The organism is Burkholderia sp. WP42, assembly GCF_000745665.1.
Classification (GTDB): domain Bacteria; phylum Pseudomonadota; class Gammaproteobacteria; order Burkholderiales; family Burkholderiaceae; genus Burkholderia; species Burkholderia vietnamiensis.
In genome coordinates this window covers 264,763-285,130 of the sequence record NZ_JQJT01000006.1, presented here as the reverse complement: position 1 = coordinate 285,130, position 20,368 = coordinate 264,763, and the positions used below count along the sequence as shown (strand labels likewise).

15 protein-coding genes, 2 tRNA genes and 1 pseudogene are annotated in these 20,368 nt (G+C 65.2%); 8 read left to right on the top strand and 10 right to left on the bottom strand.

From position 1 onward, the window contains the following. Window positions 1–126: 126 nt before the first annotated feature. On the bottom strand, window positions 127–1,275 hold the full coding sequence (gene dgoD, locus EX20_RS03520) for a galactonate dehydratase (protein ID WP_011885941.1): 1,149 nt from the start codon (window positions 1,273–1,275) through the stop codon (window positions 127–129). Window positions 1,276–1,409: 134 nt separating this feature from the next. Here dgoD and EX20_RS03515 point away from each other — a divergent pair, with 134 nt between their 5' ends. After that, complete coding sequence (locus EX20_RS03515) at window positions 1,410–2,114, top strand: FadR/GntR family transcriptional regulator (protein ID WP_011885940.1); 705 nt, start codon at window positions 1,410–1,412, stop codon at window positions 2,112–2,114. Window positions 2,115–2,365: 251 nt separating this feature from the next. Further along, window positions 2,366–2,713 carry a GFA family protein gene (locus EX20_RS03510; RefSeq protein WP_011885939.1) on the top strand — a complete coding sequence of 116 codons (348 nt, stop codon included), beginning with the start codon at window positions 2,366–2,368 and terminating at the stop codon, window positions 2,711–2,713. A 45-nt stretch (window positions 2,714–2,758) separates the two neighbouring features. Here EX20_RS03510 and EX20_RS03505 read toward each other — a convergent pair whose 3' ends face one another. After that, window positions 2,759–5,851 carry a biosynthetic peptidoglycan transglycosylase gene (locus EX20_RS03505; RefSeq protein ID WP_034192683.1) on the bottom strand — a complete coding sequence of 1,031 codons (3,093 nt, stop codon included), beginning with the start codon at window positions 5,849–5,851 and terminating at the stop codon, window positions 2,759–2,761. A gap of 304 nt (window positions 5,852–6,155) precedes the next feature. On the opposite strand from EX20_RS03505, the gene EX20_RS03500 reads away from it, so the two are divergent. Continuing rightward, window positions 6,156–6,548 carry an MAPEG family protein gene (locus EX20_RS03500; protein ID WP_011885937.1) on the top strand — a complete coding sequence of 131 codons (393 nt, stop codon included), beginning with the start codon at window positions 6,156–6,158 and terminating at the stop codon, window positions 6,546–6,548. Between the two features lie 157 nt (window positions 6,549–6,705). On the opposite strand, the gene EX20_RS03495 is transcribed toward EX20_RS03500, so the two are convergent. Both EX20_RS03495 and EX20_RS03490 read right to left on the bottom strand, forming a co-directional pair. Beyond that, complete coding sequence (locus EX20_RS03495) at window positions 6,706–7,017, bottom strand: cupin domain-containing protein (protein ID WP_034192682.1); 312 nt, start codon at window positions 7,015–7,017, stop codon at window positions 6,706–6,708. A gap of 93 nt (window positions 7,018–7,110) precedes the next feature. Then, a complete protein-coding gene (locus EX20_RS03490; RefSeq protein WP_034192681.1) occupies window positions 7,111–7,794 on the bottom strand; it encodes a DJ-1/PfpI family protein in 684 nt (227 codons plus the stop codon). 117 nt (window positions 7,795–7,911) lie between these two features. Between EX20_RS03490 and EX20_RS03485 the strand changes: the two genes are divergently transcribed. Together EX20_RS03485 and EX20_RS03480 are read left to right on the top strand one after the other, a co-directional pair. Next, window positions 7,912–8,880, top strand: a complete 969-nt coding sequence (locus tag EX20_RS03485) for a GlxA family transcriptional regulator (RefSeq protein WP_011885934.1) — start codon at window positions 7,912–7,914, stop codon at window positions 8,878–8,880. 196 nt (window positions 8,881–9,076) lie between these two features. After that, a complete protein-coding gene (locus EX20_RS03480; RefSeq protein ID WP_011885933.1) occupies window positions 9,077–10,051 on the top strand; it encodes a LysR family transcriptional regulator in 975 nt (324 codons plus the stop codon). Between the two features lie 112 nt (window positions 10,052–10,163). Here the strand turns inward: EX20_RS03480 and EX20_RS31685 are convergent. Continuing rightward, window positions 10,164–10,253 (bottom strand) — tRNA-Ser (locus EX20_RS31685). A 303-nt stretch (window positions 10,254–10,556) separates the two neighbouring features. On the opposite strand from EX20_RS31685, the gene EX20_RS03475 reads away from it, so the two are divergent. From EX20_RS03475 to EX20_RS03465, 3 genes are all read left to right on the top strand, one after another. Beyond that, window positions 10,557–10,760, top strand: a complete 204-nt coding sequence (locus EX20_RS03475) for a hypothetical protein (RefSeq protein WP_034192680.1) — start codon at window positions 10,557–10,559, stop codon at window positions 10,758–10,760. Between the two features lie 99 nt (window positions 10,761–10,859). Next, window positions 10,860–13,709 (top strand): TrlF family AAA-like ATPase, encoded by a 2,850-nt coding sequence (locus EX20_RS03470; protein WP_034192679.1) that lies wholly within the window; start codon window positions 10,860–10,862, stop codon window positions 13,707–13,709. 1 nt (window position 13,710) lies between these two features. After that, window positions 13,711–14,976, top strand: a complete 1,266-nt coding sequence (locus EX20_RS03465) for an ATP-binding protein (RefSeq protein ID WP_034192678.1) — start codon at window positions 13,711–13,713, stop codon at window positions 14,974–14,976. A 555-nt stretch (window positions 14,977–15,531) separates the two neighbouring features. On the opposite strand, the pseudogene EX20_RS33240 reads toward EX20_RS03465, so the two are convergent. From EX20_RS33240 to EX20_RS03445, 5 genes and pseudogenes are all read right to left on the bottom strand, one after another. Next, window positions 15,532–15,786, bottom strand: a pseudogene (locus tag EX20_RS33240) (site-specific integrase); the annotation flags it as partial. Window positions 15,787–15,930: 144 nt separating this feature from the next. Next, a tRNA-Met gene (locus tag EX20_RS03460) sits at window positions 15,931–16,007 on the bottom strand. Between the two features lie 128 nt (window positions 16,008–16,135). After that, window positions 16,136–17,794: an MFS transporter gene (locus tag EX20_RS03455; protein ID WP_011885931.1), complete on the bottom strand. Its 1,659-nt coding sequence runs from the start codon at window positions 17,792–17,794 to the stop codon at window positions 16,136–16,138. 216 nt (window positions 17,795–18,010) lie between these two features. Then, window positions 18,011–19,558, bottom strand: a complete 1,548-nt coding sequence (locus EX20_RS03450) for a sensor histidine kinase (RefSeq protein ID WP_034192677.1) — start codon at window positions 19,556–19,558, stop codon at window positions 18,011–18,013. Window positions 19,559–19,575: 17 nt separating this feature from the next. Next, a complete protein-coding gene (locus EX20_RS03445; protein WP_011885929.1) occupies window positions 19,576–20,307 on the bottom strand; it encodes a response regulator transcription factor in 732 nt (243 codons plus the stop codon). Window positions 20,308–20,368: the final 61 nt, after the last annotated feature.

Here is a 20,368-nt window from a genome sequence, read left to right as displayed (position 1 = left end):
CCGCAGTTCGGCGCAGCGGCGCGCGCGGCCCGCGCACGGCGCAGATGCAACGACGGCCGCCCGTTCGGGCGGCCGTCTCGCATGCGGCTCGCGGCGGGCGCACCGCGCCGCGAGTGCCGCCTTGCTTCACCACTCGGCGACGCTGCCGTCGCTGTGGCGCCATACCGGGTTGCGCCAGCGGTGGCCCGTCTTCGCCATTTCGCGCACCTTCTCCTCGTTGACGTCGATGCCGAGCCCCGGCCCTTGCGGGATCGCGACGAAGCCGTCGTCGTAGCGGAACACCTCGGGATTGCGCAGATAGTCGAGCAGGTCGTTGCCCTGGTTGTAATGGATGCCGAGGCTCTGTTCCTGGATGAACGCGTTGTAGCTGACCGCATCGAGCTGCAGGCACGCGGCCAGCGCGATCGGGCCGAGCGGGCAGTGCAGCGCGAGCGCGACGTCGTAGCTTTCCGCGAGCGTCGCGATCTTGCGGCATTCGGTGATGCCGCCCGCGTGCGACGCGTCGGGCTGGATGATGTCGACGTAACCGCCCGCGAGGATGTGCTTGAAGTCCCAGCGCGAGTAGAGCCGCTCGCCGAGCGCGATCGGCGTGTTGGTCTGGTTCACGATGTCGCGCAGCGCTTCGGCGTTCTCCGACAGCACCGGCTCCTCGATGAACATCAGCTTGTACGGATCCAGCTCCTTCGCGAGCACCTTCGCCATCGGCTTGTGCACGCGGCCGTGGAAGTCGACGCCGATCCCGACGTGCGGGCCGACCGCGTCGCGCACCGCCGCGACGTTCGCGATCACCTGCTCGACCTTGTCGTAGGTGTCGACGATCTGCAGCTCTTCCGAGCCGTTCATCTTCACCGCCTTGAAGCCGCGCTCGACGACCGCGCGCGCGTTGTTGGCGACGTCGCTCGGGCGGTCGCCGCCGATCCACGAATACACCTTGATGCGCTCGCGCACCTGGCCGCCGAGCAGCGCGTGCACGGGCACGCCGTGATGCTTGCCCTTGATGTCCCACAGCGCCTGATCGACGCCGGCGATCGCACTCATCGTGATCGGGCCGCCGCGGTAGAACCCGGCGCGATACATCACCTGCCAGTGATCCTCGATCAGCAGCGGGTCCTTGCCGATCAGGTAATCGGCGAGTTCCTGCACCGCGGCCTCGACCGTGTGCGCGCGTCCTTCGACGATCGGCTCGCCCCAGCCGACGATCCCTTCGTCGGTTTCGATCTTGAGGAACAGCCAGCGCGGCGGGACGACGAAGGTTTCGAGGCGGGTGATTTTCATGTCGCGAGTCTCCGAAGGAGGCCGGCGCGCCGTGCGATTGCGGTGCCGGCCGAATACATGACGGTGATCCTAGCGTAGCGTGCTAAAAAATAGTATTAATAGCACTATTGTGCAGATAGTGGGCAGTCGTCGCATTGCCCGCCCAACGGAGAACGATCATTCAACGCGACCTGCATGGACAGACGGCGTTCCGGCTTGCGACGGCGATCCTGCGCGGCGACTATCCGCCCGAATCGCTGCTGCCGCGCGAGGCGGACCTGATGGAGATGTTCGGCGTGAGCCGCACGGTGTTGCGCGAGGCGCTGCGCACGCTGACGTCGAAGGGGCTGGTCGAATCGCGGCCGAAGGTCGGCACGCGCGTGCGGCCGCGTCGCGCATGGAACCTGCTCGATGCCGACCTGCTCGACTGGTACGCGCGTGTCGCGCCGCCGATCGCGTTCGCGCTGAAGCTGCAGGAGATGCGCGAGATGATCGAGCCGCATGCGGCCGCGCTGGCCGCCCGCGCGCACGGGCCGGGCGGGTTCGACGCGATCGAGGCGGCGGTGCGCGCGATGGCGGCGGCGCGCAACGTCGACGAATGGGTGCGCGCCGACCTGCGCTTTCACATGAGCGTGCTCGAGGCCGGCGGCAACGAGCTGCTGGTGCCGCTCGGCGCGCTGATCGACCGCACGCTGGAGGCGCAGCTGCATCTGAACGCGCGGCGCGCTCACGTGTTCAACGCGTCGCTCGCCGAGCATACGGCCGTCAGCGATGCGATTCGCGGGCGCGACGAGGACGGCGCCCGTCGCGCGATGGCCGCGCTGCTCGCGGTGACGCGCGCGCGCATCGAGCGCTCGTGACGGCCGGGGCGGTCGCGCCGGCGCGCCGTCGGCGGCTGCGCGCGCTGCGTTCAGACCGATTCGTCGCGAGCGGAATGCCGGTCGGCGCGGTCATGTGACGCGTTCGTCGCGGCTGCCGCGATTGACGTCGCGGCGGCTCGCAGTACGTTGCGGCCGGCGCGGCGGCGCGCTACTGTGCTCGCTCGAGCGCATCCGCGTGACGGCGTCCCGCCGTCATGCGTCGATGCGCCGGTGCCGCTTCGGAGATCACCATGCTGTATCGCGGAAGCTGTCATTGCGGCGACGTGAAGTTCGACGCCCAAGGCGACCTGCAGGGCGTAATGGCCTGCAATTGCTCGATCTGCCGGCGCAAGGGCGCGCTGTTGTGGTTCGTGCCGCGCGCTCACGTCACGTTCTCGACGCCCGACGACAACCTCGCCACCTATACGTTCAACCAGCACACGATCCGGCATCGCTTCTGCAAGCGCTGCGGGATCCACACCTTCGCCGAGGCCACGCATCCGAACGGCACCGAGATGGTCTGCATCAACGTGCGGTGTCTCGAGGATGTCGATCCCGACGTGCTGCCGGTCACGCATTACGACGGCCGCTCGCGTTGAAGCGCGCGGCGCAGCTCGGCACCGGCGCGCGACGCGCCGCGGCCGTCACGACGGTAGCGGCTGCGGCGTTTCGGCCTGCGGTGCGTCGCCGGCCGTCCGCGTGCCGGCCGTCACGGGCCGCTCGATCAGCGGCGCGAGCGCCGGCGCCATCGACTTCAGCAGTTGCACGGCCATCGCGCTCGTGAAGTCGTAGCGCGCCGCGTACGGCTCGTGCGCGGTCGCGGTCAGCACGCCGAAGAAGCGGTCGCCCAGCACGAACACGAACGTGCCGCTGCGGTTGACCTTGCGCGATTCGATCAGCCGCGCGCCGCGTGCGTACACGTTGAAGCGCTGGTCGCCCGTCCCCGTCTTGCCGTACACCTCGAGCGTCTTGCCGTCGGGTAGCGTGAAGCCGCCCGCGAGGCGCCGTGCCGTACCGTTCAGCACCACGTCGCGCAGCAGCGTGTGCGCCACGTTGACGATCTCCGGCGGCAGCAACGGCTGCGGTTGCGCGGCCGCGCGCACGAAGCGGGTTTCGTACGGCGTGCCCTTAGCGAAATCGAGGCGCGTGATCGTCTCGGTCGGCGCGTTTTGGCCGCCGTTCGCGATCAGCCCGATCAGCTTCGCGAGCGCGTCGGGCTGGTCGCCCGATGCCCCGATCGCGGCCGCGTACGACGGCGTGACTTCGGCGAACGGGTAGCCGAGCGCGCGCCACGCCTTCGTGATCTCTTCGTACGCGCGCAGCTCGACCATGTGGCGGATGCGCCGGTCCTGGGTCGCGTGGTAGCGCGTCTTGTAGAGCCACGAGTAGGTGTAGACGCGTGCGTCGCGGCTGTCGCGCTGCACGTCACCGAGCGAGGCGTTCGGGTGCGCGCGCAGATAGTTGAGCGTCCACAGCGCGAGCGGATGGACGCTCGCGATGTAGCCGCGGTCGTTCAGGTTGAAGCGGTCGATCGCGTACTTCGCGTAGAGCGCGGCGAGATCGTCGTCGGACAGCGTCGCGGCCGGCGTGCCCTTCAACTGCGCGCGCATCTGCGCATCGAACCACGCGCGCGGCTCGTTCGGCGCGACGCTGCGCAGCACCGTCGCGATCTTCGCCGGCGACTTGCGCACGTCGCGCAACATCAGCGCGAGCGCGTCGTCGGGCGCCTTGCCCGCATAGCGGGTGTAGTAGCGCTTCACGTAGACCTTGCTTTCGCCGTCGACGAATTGCGCGAGGTAGTGCTTGCGCTGCTCGGGGTCGCCGAGCCACGACGACGACGGGCCGGCCGCCTTCAGCATCTCGTAGTGCACGATGTCGCGCATCAGCCGCACGAACACGAGGTTCACCGAATGCTCGAACGCCGTATGCAGCGTGAGGATGCGGCCGTTGTCGGACTTCTCGAAGTTCGAGAACACCTGCGCGCCGCCGCCCGTGTAGAACACGTCGGGGCTCGCCGAATACTTGCGCTCGACCGCCGCGTCGAGCATCGCCTGCAGCGAGCGCTCGCGCGTATGCGACAGGTAGTCGACGGCCCAGCGCGACAAGCCGTCGAGCGAATCGAGCTTCACCTGCGCGAGCTGCGCGTTCGACAGGCCGCCGTAGCGCGCATGCAGCTCGGTCACGATCTGCAGGTAGGTGATCAGCGTGCGCAGCTTCGCCGTCGAGCCGAGGTTGATGCGGCCGCCGCGATTCACGTCGAACGGCTGGTTCACGCTGTCGGTCTGCACGCGCAGCAGGTTCGCGCCGTTGCGATGCTCGTACAGCGTGAAGCTGTACGTCAGGTGTGACGGATCGTCCTTCGGCGCGAGCATCTCGAAGCCGTACAGGCCGGCGGCCTGCGCGCCGTCGCGCGTCGACGCCTGCGCGAGGCGTTCGGCGACCGCCTGCTGCACGCCGTTGTCGAGCGTGCTGGTCGCTTCGAGGTCGAGCTGATCGAGCTGGTACAGGTCGCTGATGCCGAGCGCGGACAACAGCGACGCGCGCGCCGACGACACCGCCTTGCGCGACACGAACGACCGCACGCGCGCGGCCGGCGGCGGCGCGCTGCGCTCGATCGACGCGGCGAGCGCCGCATCGCGCAGCGCGGGCGAGATCACGCCGCCGTTCGCGAGCAGCCTCAGGTAGCTGTCGGTCAGCTTCTGCAGCGCCGGATAGCCGCGATTCAGGAAGAACGACGGTGCGCGTTGCGCGATGATCAGCGATAGCACCTCGCGGAACGCCTTGCCCTGTGCGTCGACGTTGTCGCCGGTGGTCGGCGCGGACAGGATCCGGTTCACGTCGTTGAAGTCGCGGCCGTACCACGCGGCGAGGCCGTCGCCGATGCCGGTGATTTCGCCCACGTGCGCGCGCGCCGCGAGCGGCACCGAATTCAGATAGCGCACCAGGATCGCGCGGCGCGCGAGCATCGTCTGCGGGCCGTTCAGGTACGCGAGCACCGACGCAGACGCGATCTGCCGCAGCTTCTCGGGCGGCGTCGCGGTGCGGCCGTCGGGCGAATGGCGGAACTTCTCGATCTGCGTCGCGAGCGTGCTGCCGCCCGGGCGCGCCTGATGACGGTTGACCACGTGCATCGCCTGGTCCGCCAGCGCGCGGCTGAAGCGGCCCCAGTCGATCGCCGGGTTGCGGTTCGGCTGGTTCGGGTCGAGCAGATAACGATCCTCGATGAACATCAGCGCGTCGGCGACCACGCGCGGCACCGCGTCGAAATCTGCGTACACGCGTTGCGGGAACACGGTCGCGAACAGCGGCGCGCCGGTCGAATCGAACAGCATCAGCCCGGACTGGTCCTTCTCTTCATACGGGAGGAACAGCCCGCGATCGGCGAGCGACAGCATCCGCTGCGAGTCGCGGGCCTGCTTGCCGACGACGAAGCCGCGGGCGAGCAGCCGTTGCTGAAACGCGGGAATCATCGAGTAGCCGAGGCGCTCGTCGTACGGGCCGTTGGCGGGGAAGCGGATGTGGTCGCTCGGGCCGGCCTCGACCGTGTAGCTGAGGTCGCGGGTGAGTTCCGACAGGTAGTGCGCTTGCAGGCGCGACGTCTGGATCTCGGTTATCACCAGCCGGGCGACGATCGCGATCGCGATCAGCAGCGCGGCCAGCAAAGACCACTTGACCCACGTCCAGACCGATGCACTCCCGGTCATGCGCGGCAGGATGCGATTCAGCGGCCGATTCATGGCGGCGTCTCCCTGAAGGCGCAGGCTCCGGCCGCACCTCATAAAGGACTAGTGTAGTCCTCCGCAGCGGGCTGCCAAGGGTGTTCACTACCGAGATGCGCGGATGCAACGCACGTGCCCGGCGCGGGCCGTCGGCCGGGCGCGCTGCACCGCGTCCGTGCGTGGGGCGCGGGCGACAAATCGGGTTCGATCCCGTTGCCGCGCGACGGTACTACGGGTTGCGGCAAGGGTGGCGCGGCGCCGCTGCGGTACGATCGGCGGACCGCGGCGCCGTGCCGCCGTGCCCGCATTGGCGAGGACCACCATGTCGATCCATCCCGTCGCGCTCTTTTGTACGGCGATTCTCGGGCTGCTGTTGTTCGGGCTCGGGCTCGTCGTGTCGGTGTCGCGCTTTCTTCACACCACGGGTTCGGGATGTCTGCCCGATCCGACCGACCGGTTGCACAAGGTCGTGCGCGCGCACGGCAACACGGCCGAATACGCGCCGTTCCTCGCGGTGCTGTTCCTGTATGTCGGCGCGCATGCGCCGTCTCGCGCGATCCTGTCGCTGATCGTCGCGGCGACCGTGTGCCGCTGCCTGCTGGTGGTCGGATTGATTGTCTGGCCGACGATGGCCAGACCCAATCCGGTGCGCTTCACCGGCGCGTTCGGTACGTATCTGTGCGGCGCGGCGCTGTGCGTATCGTTGTTCTTCTGAGCGAGCGCGCGGCGGCGCGAACGCGGCGCCGGTGATGGGTGTTCGGTGCAGCGCGCGTGCGTGTTACAGCACGCTGCGTGCGAATGCGCTCGCCGTGGCGGCACGTCGCAATCTGAACCGGCCAGCCGCGACCGACGAACCGGCGTGGCGCGCGCGGTCAAACGCTGCCTGCGGATTCGATCACGAGGATGCGCGCTTCGCCGAGCGGATGCGCGACGTGCTCGGTGCCGATCGTCGCGTGGAACAGGTCGCCCGTTTCGAGCACCGTCGCGCGTTCGATGCCGGCTTCGCGATAGCGCATCTCGACGCGGCCGTCGAGCACGGCGAATACTTCTTCGCCGTCGTTCACGTGCCAGCGATACGGCCGATCGGTCCAGTGCAGCCGGACCGTGATGCCGTTCAGGTTCGCGATGTCGAGCGCGCCCCACGGGCGCGCAGCGGTGAAGGTCGTGCTGCGGATGATGTTCATCGACGGGTTCGCAGGTGCGGTTGGAATTTCGCAGGGAGCGACGAGGCCGTGCGGCCTCGGATCAGGACGTCGTGGATTCGACGCGTTATCGCACTATCGCGCCATCGCGCGCAATGCCGCGTCGATCGTCTGCCGGCGTTTTTCGAGGCCGGCCGCCGAGCGCTGCGTCACGCGCTCGAGGACCGACGCCGGCGCGGTATCCGGCGAGCCCGCGTCGAACGGCGGCGCCGGCGCATATTCGAGCGCGAGTTGAATCGACTGCGCTTCTTCGACGCCGGCGAGTTCGGCCGCGATCGTCAACGCGAAATCGATGCCGGCCGTCACGCCGCCGCCGGTGATCAGATTGCCGTCGCGCACCACGCGCTCGCGCACGGGCACCGCGCCGAGCGGCTCGAGCAACGAGTGAAACGCCCAGTGCGTCGTCGCGCGGCGGCCTTTCAGCAAGCCCGCCACGCCGAGCAGCAGCGCGCCGGTGCACACCGACGTGACGTAGCGCGCGGTGGCCGCGCGTTGGCGCACGAACGCGATCGTCTGCGCATCGAGCAGCAACTCGTTGATGCCGATCCCGCCCGGCACGCAGATCACGTCGAGCGGCGGGCAATCGTCGAACGTGCAGGTCGGCGCGAGCGCGAGGCCGCTGCTCGATGCGACGGTGTCGCGCGATTTCCAGACCAGATGGACGGCCGCATCGGGCAGTGACGCCAGCACGTCGTGCGGGCCGGTGAGATCGAGTTGCTGGACGCCCGGAAACACGAGAAGGCCGATATGCAGGGTCATGCGAACACTCCGGAAGAGAAGGACAAGCGCCGCTGCCGGCGCACGATGGACAGATCGATTCTAGGCGCGTAGTGTTTGGCGAAATTGCCATATCGCCCACGTTTTCAGCCAATCGCCATGCATGCCGCTCCCCGTTCGATCGTCGTCCTCGCGTTCCCTCGTGCGCAGTTGCTGGATGTGAGCGGGCCGTTGCAGGTGTTCGCGTCGGTCAACGAACTCGCGCAGGAGCGCGGGCAACCGGCGCCCTACGCGCCGCGCGTCGTGGCGGCCGATGGCGGGCCGGTGGAGACGTCCGCCGGGCTCGTCGTGATGGCCGATTCGCTGCGCTCGGCCGGACGGCCGGATACGGTGATCGTCGCCGGCGGCAAGGGCGTGCATGCGGCGTCGCGGGATGCGCGCACGGTGCGCTGGGTGCGCCGGCAGGCGCAGCACGCGCGACGCGTCGCGTCCGTATGCACCGGTGCGTTCCTGCTGGCGGAGGCCGGCCTGCTCGACGGGCGGCGCGCCGTCACGCACTGGGCGCGTTGCGACGAATTCGCCGCGCGCTATCCGAACGTGCGCGTCGAGCCCGATCCGATCTTCATCCGCGACGGCGCGCTGTGGACGTCGGCCGGCGTGACGGCCGGCATCGATCTCGCGCTTGCGCTCGTCGAAGAGGACCTCGGGCGCGCGATCGCACTCGACGCCGCGCGCGAACTCGTCGTGTTCCTGAAGCGGCCGGGCGGGCAGGCGCAGTTCAGCGCGATGTTGTCGATGCAGCGCACCGACGACCGCTTCGGCGAACTGCATGCGTGGATCGCCGAACACCTCGCGGCCGATCTGTCGGTGCCCGCGCTTGCCGAGCGCGTCAGCATGAGCGAGCGCAGCTTCGTGCGTCACTATCGCGCGGGCACCGGCCGCACGCCCGCGCGGGCGGTGGAACAGATCCGGATCGAAGCGGCGCAACGGCTGCTTGGCGAGACCGACTGGCCGATCAAGCGGATCGCCACGCGCTGCGGCTTCGGGTCGGAGGAGACGCTGCGGCGCAGTTTCGTGCGTGTGCTCGGTGTGTCGCCGCAGGGGTATCGGGAGCGCTTCGTGCGGTGATGGGGCGAGGCGGGATGCTCGCGATGCGATTACCGGATGTGGTCGGGTGCGATGCGAGGCAATCGCATGGAAGTCGCGCACTTTGAGGCCGAGGCGGCGCGTACTGTTCGGGCTTGCAGAACAATGGGCCGGGGCTTGTGCCGCGGCCGGTGGGCGCTCTATTCTGCCCTGTTGGCGATTCGTACAGGGGCGCAGCATGGACCGCATTCAGGCAATGGAAGTTTTCACCCGCGTGGTCGACGCGAACAGCTTCACGCGCGCGGCGGACACGCTCGCGATGCCGCGCGCGTCGGTGACGACGATCATCCAGAATCTCGAGGCGCTGCTCGGCGTGCGCCTGATGCATCGGACGACGCGCCGGCTGTCGCTGACGCCGGAAGGTGCGGCGTACTACGAGCACTGCATGAAGATCATCGCGGAGATCGCCGAAGTCGACGCGAGCTTCCAGACCGGCAACCGCAAGCCGAGCGGCGTGCTGCGCGTGCATATGCCGAACTCGCTCGGGCGGCGTGTGGTGTTGCCGTCGCTGTCGATCTTTCGGCAGCGCTTTCCCGACATCGCGCTCGATCTCGGGCTCTCCGACCGCTATGTGGATCCGGTGGAGGAGGGGATCGACTGCATGATCCGCGTCGGTCCGCTGGAGGATTCGTCGATGGTCGCGCGACGGATCGGCATGCTCAAGCGCGTGACCTGCGCGTCGCCCGACTATCTGGCGCGTCATGGCGAGCCGCAGGAGATCGCCGATCTGGCCGACCATCATGCGGTGAATTTCCGGGCGAGCCACGGCGCGCGTCCGATTCCGTGGGTGTTCATGATCGACGGCAAGCCGGTCGAGGTGCGGATGGCCGGCACCGTCACCGTGAACGATTCGGATGCGTACGTGACGAGCGGCCTCGAAGGGTTCGGGATGATCCAGCCGACGCTGTTCATGGTGCTGCCGCATCTGCGCGACGGCTCGCTGGTCGAGGTGCTGCCCGAGTGCAATCCGAAGCCCAAGCCGATCTCGATCGTTTATCCGCACAACCGGCATCTGTCGCAGAAGGTACGCGTGTTCGCTGACTGGATCGCGGAGCTGTTCGAGGCGACGCCGTCGCTGGAGGGCGGGGAGAACTGGCGCGGGAAGGGGCGGGCCGGAGGGACGGAGGTGCAGAGGGGGGCGGTGGTGGTTTGATGCGCGGGACGCGCTCGCCGTGATGGTGGTGGGCGGCGCGGGGATGCGGGTGGGGCGGTAGCGCGCAATGAAAAAAGCCGCTGTTCCGAAAGGAACAGCGGCTTTTCGCATTTGGTGGCGAATCAGGGACTCGAACCCCGGACCTGCGGATTATGATTCGGCGTGTGACGCGGTAAGTTGCTGAAAACTAAGAGAATTCGACCGTAAACGACCGCAATCAAAAGTTGTTTGCCGTCAGTAGTTTACCGTAGTTTATCGAAGCTGGGAAAAACTGAGCATCGCACCGCTGATGCACTGCCGATGGTTCGCGATCAGATCGCCGCTTCCGCTCCTCAGGCGGAGCAGAGCGACGAAGAGTCCCCACCATTCGTTGGGATGGTGCGGTATAGAGCCTGCACCCGTATCTCGATGCACCTCGCGCGTCGCCAAAACGCTGCGGCTTCTTGTACTGGCAAATTAAAGCGAAAGGCAGTACATTTGCTTGCCTCATTGATGAGATCACGCCATGTCACGCCTGAAGGATGAAAGCCTTTCCATCCGTACCTCTGCCGACATCAAGCAATTGCTCCGCATGGCGGCCGAGCGCGAGCGACGCTCGGTAGCTTCGATGATTGAAATTCTGGTCCTCGACTATGCACGGGCCCACAACCTGAAACTCGATCGAAAAGACAACGACTCGGTAAAGGGAGGGGCTTCACATGCGAGCTAGGCGAGTTTGATGCCAGCGTTTTCCATGCAGAAGTACAAGCTCTCTTGCGAATATTGACGGCGCAAGCGGAAGAGTGATGGCAAAAAACGAGGAATCTTCATGACTCAGAACTGGGCTTATCCCGGCGCCCGGTGGTGGAAGTTTGATTTCCACACGCATACGCCGGCGTCCAAAGACACAGACGCATGGCAACGGGCCATCGGCACGCCGGATGAGATGACGCCGGAGAAATGGCTGCTCAAGTACATGGGAGCTGAGATCGACTGTGTGGCCGTGACAGACCACAACAGCGGCGAGTGGATCGACAGGCTGTTGTCGACCTACACGCGGATGAAGAGTGAAGCGGATGCCGGAACTGCTCCGGTTGGATTCCGGGAACTACATCTCTTCCCTGGCGTGGAAATCTCGGTGCAGGGTGGCTTCCATTTGCTGGCAATCTTTGACCCATCTGTCAGCAGCCAAACAGTCAGCGACTTATTGGCGGTCGTGCGTTACGACGGCACGCGAGGCGACAGTGATGGTGTAACCCGCGAAGGGGCCGCGAAAGTCGTCGAAGAAGTTTTGGCGGCTGGCGGAGTCGCGATACCGGCTCATGTCGACAGTGACAAAGGTTTGCTCCAGATCCAGCCAGGAACGCGCAAATGCAAACTCGACCCGACCACGGTGAAGCAGGTGCTACAGGAGCCCGGCATCCTTGCCTTGGAGTGGTGCGATCAGGCCCACTTGGCGCCAATGGTTCTAGACGAGCTCAAGCTCTCGTTTGCTAAGGTCGTCGGCAGCGATTGCCACACTTTTCAGGGCGCAGCCGTTCCGGGCTCTCGCTATACATGGGTCAAGATGGCTAGGCCCAGCTTGGAAGGCTTGCGTCTTGCTTTGCTGGACGGTCAACACGGGGTGTCAGTCCGCCGCAGCGACGATGGTGACGGTTTCGCTCCTTTCGACAAACCCGAGCATTTTATCGAATCCATCGAGATTTCAGACGCCCGATTTATGGGGCGCGGTAAGCCGGCCATGATAGCGCTCAACCCCTATTTCAATGCGCTGATCGGCGGGCGTGGTACGGGAAAGTCAACGGTCGTACACGCATTGCGGCTCGCTTACCGGCGCGAGAAGGAACTGGCGCCAAGCTCAGAGGCTGGTCAGACCTTCGCTCGATTCAATAAGGCCGCGAGGAACCGTAATGACGAAGGTGGCTTGCGCGCTGAAACGCAGATTTGCGTCCTTGTTAGTCGGGACGGTACGTCCTACCGCCTGATTTGGCGGCAAGATGGCCAAGGACATGTGGTCGAGGAGTGGGATGACTCGCTAAAGGAATTCAAGCCTTCGCACAGCCAGGTCATCAACGATCAGCGTTTTCCGATCCGTTTGTTCAGCCAAGGGCAAATCGCGGCACTTGCCGGTGACAGCCAACAGGCTTTGTTAAAGGTTATCGACGATGCGGCCGGTACAAGTGCACAGCAAGCAGCTTTCGACGAGGCGAAGCGTAGCTTCTTGGCGACGCGCGCACAAACGCGCGAGCTCGATGGCAAGCTGCAAGGCCGCGATACCCTGAATCTCAGCCTGCAAGATATTCAGCGCAAGCTGGCCCGATTCGAAGGAGCGGATCATGCGGCAGTGTTGAAAAATTTCCAGCGGACCAATCGGCAGAGCCGAGAGTTGGAGCGCCAATTTCAAAATGCCGCCGAGTTGGCAAGACGCTTGAAGGGTTTTGCCCAAGAGCTGCTGGCAGAAGACTTACCCGAAGGTTTGTTCGATGCGACTACTGATGACTCGGCTCTGCAGGTCGTACAGAAGCTTCAGGCGGCGATCAGCAAGGCCCGGACAGAAGTTGAACGTGCTGCTACGCAATTGGATGAGCAGAGCCGCGCATTCAATGCTGAACTGGAAGGCTCCAGTTGGGCGAAGCAAGTGGCGGGCGCCAAGTCGGCGTACGACAAGCTGAAGACGGATTTGCAGCAGCAAGGGGTGAATGACCCGAGCGAATACGGGCGTCTTGTGCAGGAGAAGCAGCGGCTGGAAAACGAGGTCAAGCGCTTGGACGCATTGCAAAAACAGCGAGATGCGCTCAAAGAAAAGGCACAAATCCAGCTGCAGGAAGTCAAGTCTGCCCGAAAGGCGATCAGCACCCGTCGCGATGATTTTCTGAAATCCTCTCTCGAAGGCAACCCATACGTGCGGATGGCACTTATTCCGTACAGCCGGGATGCGCGTGCAATCGAGCGCTCGCTTAGAGATTTGCTGGGCGCGGCCGAAGGTAAGTACACGGATGATCTCTACCAAGAAGCAGAAGGGGGGGCGCCGGCGAAAGGGCTGGTAGCCGACCTTTTGCTACCAACGGAACTTACTGAAAAGGCCGGCGAATGGGATACCCCTGTATTTGAGAGTGCTATCCAAGAAATGAAGAAGCGTCTTGCGAAGGCGTGCCGGGGCCAAGGTGACTTCGGTAGCTGGTTCAACAAGTACTTGAAGGCCGAGGCGGACAAGCGACCGGAGTTCCTGGATCATATCCTGTGCTGGTTTCCCGAGGACGGTTTGCAAGTCGAGTACAGCCGTAAGGGGGACGGCCGTGACTTTCAGTCCATCGGTCAGGCATCAGCGGGTCAGCGCGCTGCTGCCATGCTCGCCTTCTTGCTGGCTCATGGTAGCGAACCACTCGTGTTGGACCAGCCCGAGGACGATCTAGACAACCATCTGATCTACGGATTGGTGGTTCAACAAATCCGCTCGAACAAGCTACGTCGGCAACTCATCATCGTGACCCACAACCCGAACATCGTCGTGAATGGCGACGCCGAGTTGATCCATGTGTTGGACTTCAATAACCAGTGCTTCGTCAAGCAAACTGGCTCTCTGCAAGACCAGACGATGCGCGATGAAGTTTGCCAGGTGATGGAAGGTGGCAAGGAGGCGTTTGAGCGTCGCTATCAACGTTTGGGAAGGGAGGTATGAAATGTTCGACAACGCTGCCGAATTGCTCGAAAAAATCCGCCTTGGCGAAGACTCTTTCCTTGAACTCAAAGAGGTGCGCTTTGCTGGCCAGAGAGTGACGGCTCCTCATCGTGATGCCATGGCAGATGAACTAGCGGCGTTTGCAAACAGCCGTGGTGGCGTATGTGTCCTCGGCGTAGATGACGCGCGAGAGGTTCTAGGCATTCCACTGGAGCGCTTAGACTTGGTAGAGCACTTCGTTCGGGAACTGTGCGTGGACAGCATTAATCCTCCGCTAGCACCGGTGATCGAGCGTTTGACTTTGCCGAGCAACACGGGAGAGCAACTGCCGGTATTGAAGATCGAGGTGCCAAGCAGCCTATTTGTGCATCGTAGCCCAGGGGGATATCTGCATCGTGTAGGCAGCGCCAAACGAGAGATGGCTCCCGACTATTTGGCTCGCTTGTTCCAGCAGCGTAGCCAGGCTCGCATCATTCGCTTCGACGAGCAGCCAGTGCCCGGCGCCACCTTAGATGACTTGACAACTGAACTCTGGCAGCGCTTTGCCAGCGCTCGTGTTCAGGACCGTCGCGAGGTCTTGCTGGACAAGCTCGCCATGGCCCGACCGGATGCGGACGGCGCGATACGCCCCACGGTCGCAGGCGTTTTGATGGCAAGCGCAGATCCACGTCACTGGCTACCCAACGCATTCATTCAGGCCGTGGCGTATCGCGGAACCGAGGTGCTGCCGCAGGGCGATGCGGCCTACCAACTCGACGCCCAAGATATCACTGGTCCGCTCGACGCGCAGGTCCTGACAGCTTGTCATTTCGTCAAGAAGAATATGCAAGTGTTTGCAAGCAAGCAGGAGGGGCGTCATGACCTTCCCCAGTACGACATGACGGCGGTATTCGAGGCGCTAGTTAATGCGGTTGCACACCGAGACTACTCTATTCATGGCGCGAAGATCAGGCTGCGCTTGTTCTCAGACCGACTTGAGCTTTATTCACCGGGAGCCATTCCAAATACGATGACAGTGGAAAGTCTGCCATATCGGCAAGCGGCTCGTAACGAGGCAATTACAAGCCTGCTTGCCAAGTGCTCGGTGCCTGACAATGAGCGAGACCTGAGTGGGCGTAGTGCGATGATGGACAAGCGTGGCGAGGGCGTGCAGATCATCCTGGATAGCAGCGAGCGGCTATCCGGCAAGCGACCGACGTTCAACTTGGTGGACGAATCCGAACTATTGCTTGTAATCCCTGCTGCCACGCCGGCAGTTGAAGAATAAAGTCCGCATCTTCGGGTTGTTGACAGATGAGGGATGTAGGGCCCTGTTTGGTTCCTGTTGCGACTCGCTGGTGGGACGGGGCACTTGCACCCGTGGTAAGTGCCAAGGCCTGGTCCCTCAAGTGTCAACCAACTACGCATCTAGCCCTCCGACGCCTTGCGCGCTACTGCTTGGGCTAACGTCTCACCGGGACGAAGGCCGAATAGGTCGCGAGCGTTGGTCTTCGTAATGAACAAGGGAACGTCGAGGCTAGGGCCTTCGTCGTCCAGGAAGATTGCCGCCGGTCGGTGCACTTTCTAAGCATCGTCTTGCGTTGGGCGTTGCCTGTTCACGAACGCGGCTACCTCGTCGTTCGTGGTAGTGCCGGCCGTCGCATTTTGCTGGCCCCCACCGAGACTGTCGCCGGCGAAACTCGGTCCGGCGTCGATGCCGGCGCCGCTCTTGCTCGAAATTGCCGATGCGATTTTGCTGCCCGTCGTCTGCGCGATTCGTTCCTTGGCGATATCCGCGATGTTCGCGGCTTTGCCCTTGGCGATTTCGCCTGCACCCTTGGCGAGATTCCCGACGCTGCGTGCTGGTTTTCTTGGTGGGGACGATTTCCCGCTCGTAGCGGTCGAGGGCGTCCGCTACCGTGGTTTTTTCCGAGGGCGCGCGCTGGATGAACACGCCGCGTACCATCTCGTCCTCGGTGCGCCGCGCCCAATCCTCGGCATCGCGCTTCGTGCGGAATGTCTTGGCGACGGTCGGCCAACCAACGCGTCGGATGGTTGCCTTCCACGTGCCAGAGGGGGTTTTTGTCAGTGCTGCCATGGTGCTCCTTCCGTGAGGTCTGCACCGCGTATTGCACCGAATTTGCACCGCGAGGGGCCGGTAAAAGAAAAGGGCTCGCAGCGAAGCCGCAGAGCCCTTAGTGAAAAAGCCCTGTAAATCAAAGATTTACAGGGCTTTCGCATTTGGTGGCGAATCAGGGACTCGAACCCCGGACCTGCGGATTATGATTCCGTCGCTCTAACCGACTGAGCTAATTCGCCGAAGACTTGAATTATGTAGATCTACCGCCCGGCTGTCAACACCTTTTTCGATCTTCCCTGAAAAAAGTTGCCGACCGCCTCATGCCGGCGCCGACCGCGCGGGCGAAACACCGCCCGCACGCCCGTCGTCAATCCTGCGCGTAGATGTTCGAGTTCTTCGTGTCCTTCACGAACAGCACGCCGATCACGAACGTCGCCAGCGCGATCACGATCGGATACCAGAGCCCCGAATAGATGTCGCCCTTCGCCGCGACGATCGCGAACGCGGTAGCGGGCAGGAAGCCGCCGAACCAGCCGTTGCCGATGTGATACGGCAGCGACATCGACGTGTAGCGGATCCGCGTCGGGAACATCTCGACCAGCATCGCGGCGATCGGCCCGTACACCATCGTCACGTAGATCACGAGGATCGTCAGGATCACGATGGTCATCGGCCAGTTCAGTTGCGCCGGATCGGCCTTCGCCGGGTAGCCGGCGCCCTTCAGCGTCGACGCGAGCGTCTTGTCGAACGCCGCGCCTTGCGCCTTCGCATCGGTGGCTTTGCCGTCATAGGCCGGGATCACCGTGTCGCCCACCTTGATCTGCGCCATCGTACCGGCCGGCGCCGCGACGTTCTCGTAGTTCAGGCCGGCTTTCGCGAGCGCGCTCTTCGCGATGTCGCACGAGCTCGTGAACTTCGACGTCCCCACCGGATTGAACTGGAACGAGCAGGTGGCCGGATCGGCGAGCACCGTGATCGGCGCCTTCTGCGTCGCGAGTTCGAGCTGCGGGTTCGCGTAGTGCGTGAGCGCCTTGAACAGCGGGAAGTACGTGAGCGCCGCGATCAGGCAGCCGGCGAGGATGATCGGCTTGCGGCCGATCTTGTCCGACAGCGAGCCGAAGAACAGGAAGAACGGCGTGCCGATCAGCAGTGCGATCGCGATCAGGATGTTCGCGCTTGCACCGTCCACCTTCAGCGTCTGCGTGAGGAAGAACAGCGCATAGAACTGGCCCGTGTACCAGACGACGGCCTGGCCGGCGGTCAGCCCGACGAGCGCCAGAATCACGATCTTCAGGTTCTTCCACTGGCCGAACGCTTCGGTCAGCGGCGCCTTCGACGTCTTGCCCTCGGCCTTGATGCGCAGGAACACCGGCGACTCGTTCAGCTGCATCCGGATCCACACCGACACCGCGAGCAGCAGGATCGACGCGACGAACGGCACGCGCCAGCCCCAGTTGCCGAACGCTTCCTCGCCGATGAAGGTGCGCACGCCGAGGATCACGAGCAACGACAGGAACAGGCCGAGCGTCGCGGTGGTCTGGATCCACGCCGTGTAGAAGCCGCGGCGGTTGGCCGGCGCATGCTCGGCGACGTAGGTCGCCGCGCCGCCGTACTCGCCGCCGAGCGCAAGGCCCTGCAGCAGCCGCATCGCGATGAAGATCACCGGCGCAGCAATGCCGATCGACGTGTAGCCGGGCAGGAAGCCGACCACGAAGGTCGAGATGCCCATGAGCACGATCGTCACGAGGAACGTGTGCTTGCGGCCGACCAGGTCACCGAGGCGCCCGAACACGATCGCGCCGAACGGGCGCACCGCGAAGCCGGCCGCGAAGCCGAGCAGCGTGAAGATGAACGCGGCAGTCGGGTTGACCCCGGAGAAGAAGCTCTTGCTGATGTAGGCCGCGAGTGATCCGGCCAGATAAAAGTCGTACCACTCGAACACGGTGCCGAGCGACGACGCGAAGATCACCTTCTTTTCTTCGCCCGTCATCGGCGAGTGCGAAATTTGCTCGCCTAGCGTTGCCATGAATCGTCTCCAAGTCCCTTGATATAGATGTGCGGCCGCTTTGGGAGGGCGGGCCTGACGACGATTATTGGCACGGAAACTTACGGCGCACTGACTCGCATGCACAAATTGACTGCGCGTTAACCCGCGACGAATCGGTGGTTTCGCGGCCCGATCGTGCCGCAAACAGGCGGTAAAACACCGGTTTCGCCGCGATTCGTCACGCGCCTGTCAGGGTTAATCCGCAGCGCTGCCTGACAGCGGCAGGCTGATGCGCACCAGCGTGCCCGCGAGGCGCGGCGTCTGCTGGTACACGTGATCGTCGAGCGTCAGCGTGCCGCCGTGCTGCTCGGCGATCTCGCGCACGATCGACAGCCCCAGGCCGCTGCCGTCGCCTTCGCGGCCGAGGATCCGGTAGAAGCGCTCGACCACGCGGCCGCGTTCGGCCGCCGGGATGCCGGGGCCGGTGTCCTCCACTTCGAGGTGGACGCGCTGCGCGTCGCGCTCGGCGCGCACGCGCACCGTGATGCGGCCGCCGTCGGGCGTGTAGCGGATCGCGTTGTCCACCAGGTTGCCGAGCATTTCGCGCAGCATCATGGGGTTGCCGTCGACGTTGAGCGGCGCGTCGTCGTCCGGGCCTTCGTAGCCGAGATCCATCCCCTTCGCGAGCGCGGCCTGCACCCAGTCGCGCACCGTGCGGCGCGCGAGCTCGGCGATCTCGACCGGCTCCAACGTCAGCCCGCTCGCGCGGTTCTCGGCGCGCGCCAGCGCGAGCAGTTGCGTGACGAGCCGCGCGGCCTGTTCGGAACTGGTCGCGATCTGCTCGAGCGAGCGCTGCACGTCGGGCGGCACCGGATGACGCAGCGCGAATTCGGCCTGCGTGCGCAGCCCGGCGAGCGGCGTCTTCATCTGGTGCGCGGCGTCGGCGATGAAGCGCTTCTGCAGCGCCATGTTCTGTTCGAGGCGCGCCAGCAGATCGTTGAACGACGTGACGAGCGGCTCGATCTCGGGCGGCGCGCGCTGCGCCTCGACGGGCGACAGGTCGTCGGGCCGCCGCGCGCGGATGTGCGCCTGCAGCGCGTTGAGCGGCGCGAGCCCGCGCGACAGCCCGAACCAGACGAGCAGGATCGCGAGCGGCAGGATCACGAACTGCGGCAGGATCACGCCCTTGATGATGTCGTTCGCGAGCGCGTTGCGCTTGTCGAGCGTCTCGCCGACCTGCACGAGCATCGGCTGCGGGCCGCCCGGCGTCGGCAACGCGACGGTCGTGTACGCGACGCGCACGTCGTTGCCGCGCAGCAGATCGTCGCGGAACACGACGACGCCCGGCGGCGGCCGGTCTTCTTCGCGCGGCAGCGGCATGTCGGCCTCGCCCGCGACCAGCTCGCCGCGCGTGCCGAGCACCTGGAAATACACGCTGTCGACGTTGTCCGCGCGCAGGAAGTCGCGCGTCTGCTGCGGCAGCGTCAGCTCGGCGACGCCGTTGACCGGGTGGATCTGCCGCGCGAGCACGTACGCGTTGGTCTCCAGCGCGCGATCGAACGGGCCGTTGGCGATCGTCTTCGCGACCAGATAGGTGACGGCGATGCTCATCGGCCACAACAACAGGAGCGGCGCGAGCATCCAGTCGAGGATCTCGCCGAACAGCGAGCGCGGGCGCGCGGCGTCGGGCGTCTCGGTTTCGTCGGGCGGCGCGAACGGGTTCTCGTAGCGCGCATCGCGCGCGGCGTCGGCGGCGGACGGTTGCTCGCCGGCCGAAGGGCGGGAATGGACCGGCGAGGCCATCGCGGCGACGGCCGGGCTCAGCGCAGCGGCGTGCCGGCCGCCGCGGGCGGCGCAGCGGCAGCCGGGTCGGCCGGCGCCGCGGGCGCGGCTTTCTCGAGGCAGTAGCCGAGGCCGCGCACGGTGGAGATGCGCACGCCGCTCGGCTCGATCTTCTTGCGCAGCCGGTGTACGTACACTTCGATCGCGTTGTTGCTGACTTCCTCGCCCCATTCGCACAGATGGTCGACGAGCTGCTCTTTCGACACGAGCCGGCCGATGCGCTGCAGCAGCACTTCGAGCAGCCCGAGCTCGCGCGCGGACAGGTCGAGCACGCGCTCGTTCGCATACGCGATGCGGCCGACCTGGTCGAACGCGAGCGAGCCGTGGCGCACGACGGTCGGGCCGCCGCCCGCGCCGCGCCGGGTCAGCGCGCGCACGCGCGCCTCGAGCTCGTTGAGCGCGAACGGCTTGGCCATGTAGTCGTCGGCGCCGAGGTCGAGCCCCTTCACGCGCTCGTCGACGCTGTCGGCGGCCGTCAGGATCAGCACGGGGAGGTTGGAATTGCGCGCGCGCAGGCGCTTGAGCACGTCGAGCCCGGACATTTTCGGCAACCCGAGATCGAGGATCAGGAGGTCGAAGCTTTGCATCGACAGGGCGGTATCGGCGTCGACGCCGGTCTTCACGTGGTCGACCGCATAGCCCGATTGGCGGAGTGACCGGGTGAGGCCGTCCGCGAGTATGCTGTCGTCTTCGGCGATGAGAATTCGCATGTTGCTGACCGATGGCCGGCGGGCGGGCGCGCCGGCGCGGCTGTCTCCGAACTGATCCGTG

Excerpts from the sequence above, each read along its gene's own strand:
- dgoD (WP_011885941.1), bottom strand. The coding sequence starts at position 1,275 with ATGAAAATCACCCGCCTCGAAACCTTCGTCGTCCCGCCGCGCTGGCTG.
- EX20_RS03510 (WP_011885939.1), top strand. The coding sequence starts at position 2,366 with ATGCTGTATCGCGGAAGCTGTCATTGCGGCGACGTGAAGTTCGACGCC.
- EX20_RS03505 (WP_034192683.1), bottom strand. The coding sequence starts at position 5,851 with ATGAATCGGCCGCTGAATCGCATCCTGCCGCGCATGACCGGGAGTGCA.
- EX20_RS03500 (WP_011885937.1), top strand. The coding sequence starts at position 6,156 with ATGTCGATCCATCCCGTCGCGCTCTTTTGTACGGCGATTCTCGGGCTG.
- EX20_RS03495 (WP_034192682.1), bottom strand. The coding sequence starts at position 7,017 with ATGAACATCATCCGCAGCACGACCTTCACCGCTGCGCGCCCGTGGGGC.
- EX20_RS03490 (WP_034192681.1), bottom strand. The coding sequence starts at position 7,794 with ATGACCCTGCATATCGGCCTTCTCGTGTTTCCGGGCGTCCAGCAACTC.
- EX20_RS03485 (WP_011885934.1), top strand. The coding sequence starts at position 7,912 with ATGCATGCCGCTCCCCGTTCGATCGTCGTCCTCGCGTTCCCTCGTGCG.
- EX20_RS03480 (WP_011885933.1), top strand. The coding sequence starts at position 9,077 with ATGGACCGCATTCAGGCAATGGAAGTTTTCACCCGCGTGGTCGACGCG.
- EX20_RS03475 (WP_034192680.1), top strand. The coding sequence starts at position 10,557 with ATGTCACGCCTGAAGGATGAAAGCCTTTCCATCCGTACCTCTGCCGAC.
- EX20_RS03470 (WP_034192679.1), top strand. The coding sequence starts at position 10,860 with ATGACTCAGAACTGGGCTTATCCCGGCGCCCGGTGGTGGAAGTTTGAT.
- EX20_RS03465 (WP_034192678.1), top strand. The coding sequence starts at position 13,711 with ATGTTCGACAACGCTGCCGAATTGCTCGAAAAAATCCGCCTTGGCGAA.
- EX20_RS03455 (WP_011885931.1), bottom strand. The coding sequence starts at position 17,794 with ATGGCAACGCTAGGCGAGCAAATTTCGCACTCGCCGATGACGGGCGAA.
- EX20_RS03450 (WP_034192677.1), bottom strand. The coding sequence starts at position 19,558 with ATGGCCTCGCCGGTCCATTCCCGCCCTTCGGCCGGCGAGCAACCGTCC.
- EX20_RS03445 (WP_011885929.1), bottom strand. The coding sequence starts at position 20,307 with ATGCGAATTCTCATCGCCGAAGACGACAGCATACTCGCGGACGGCCTC.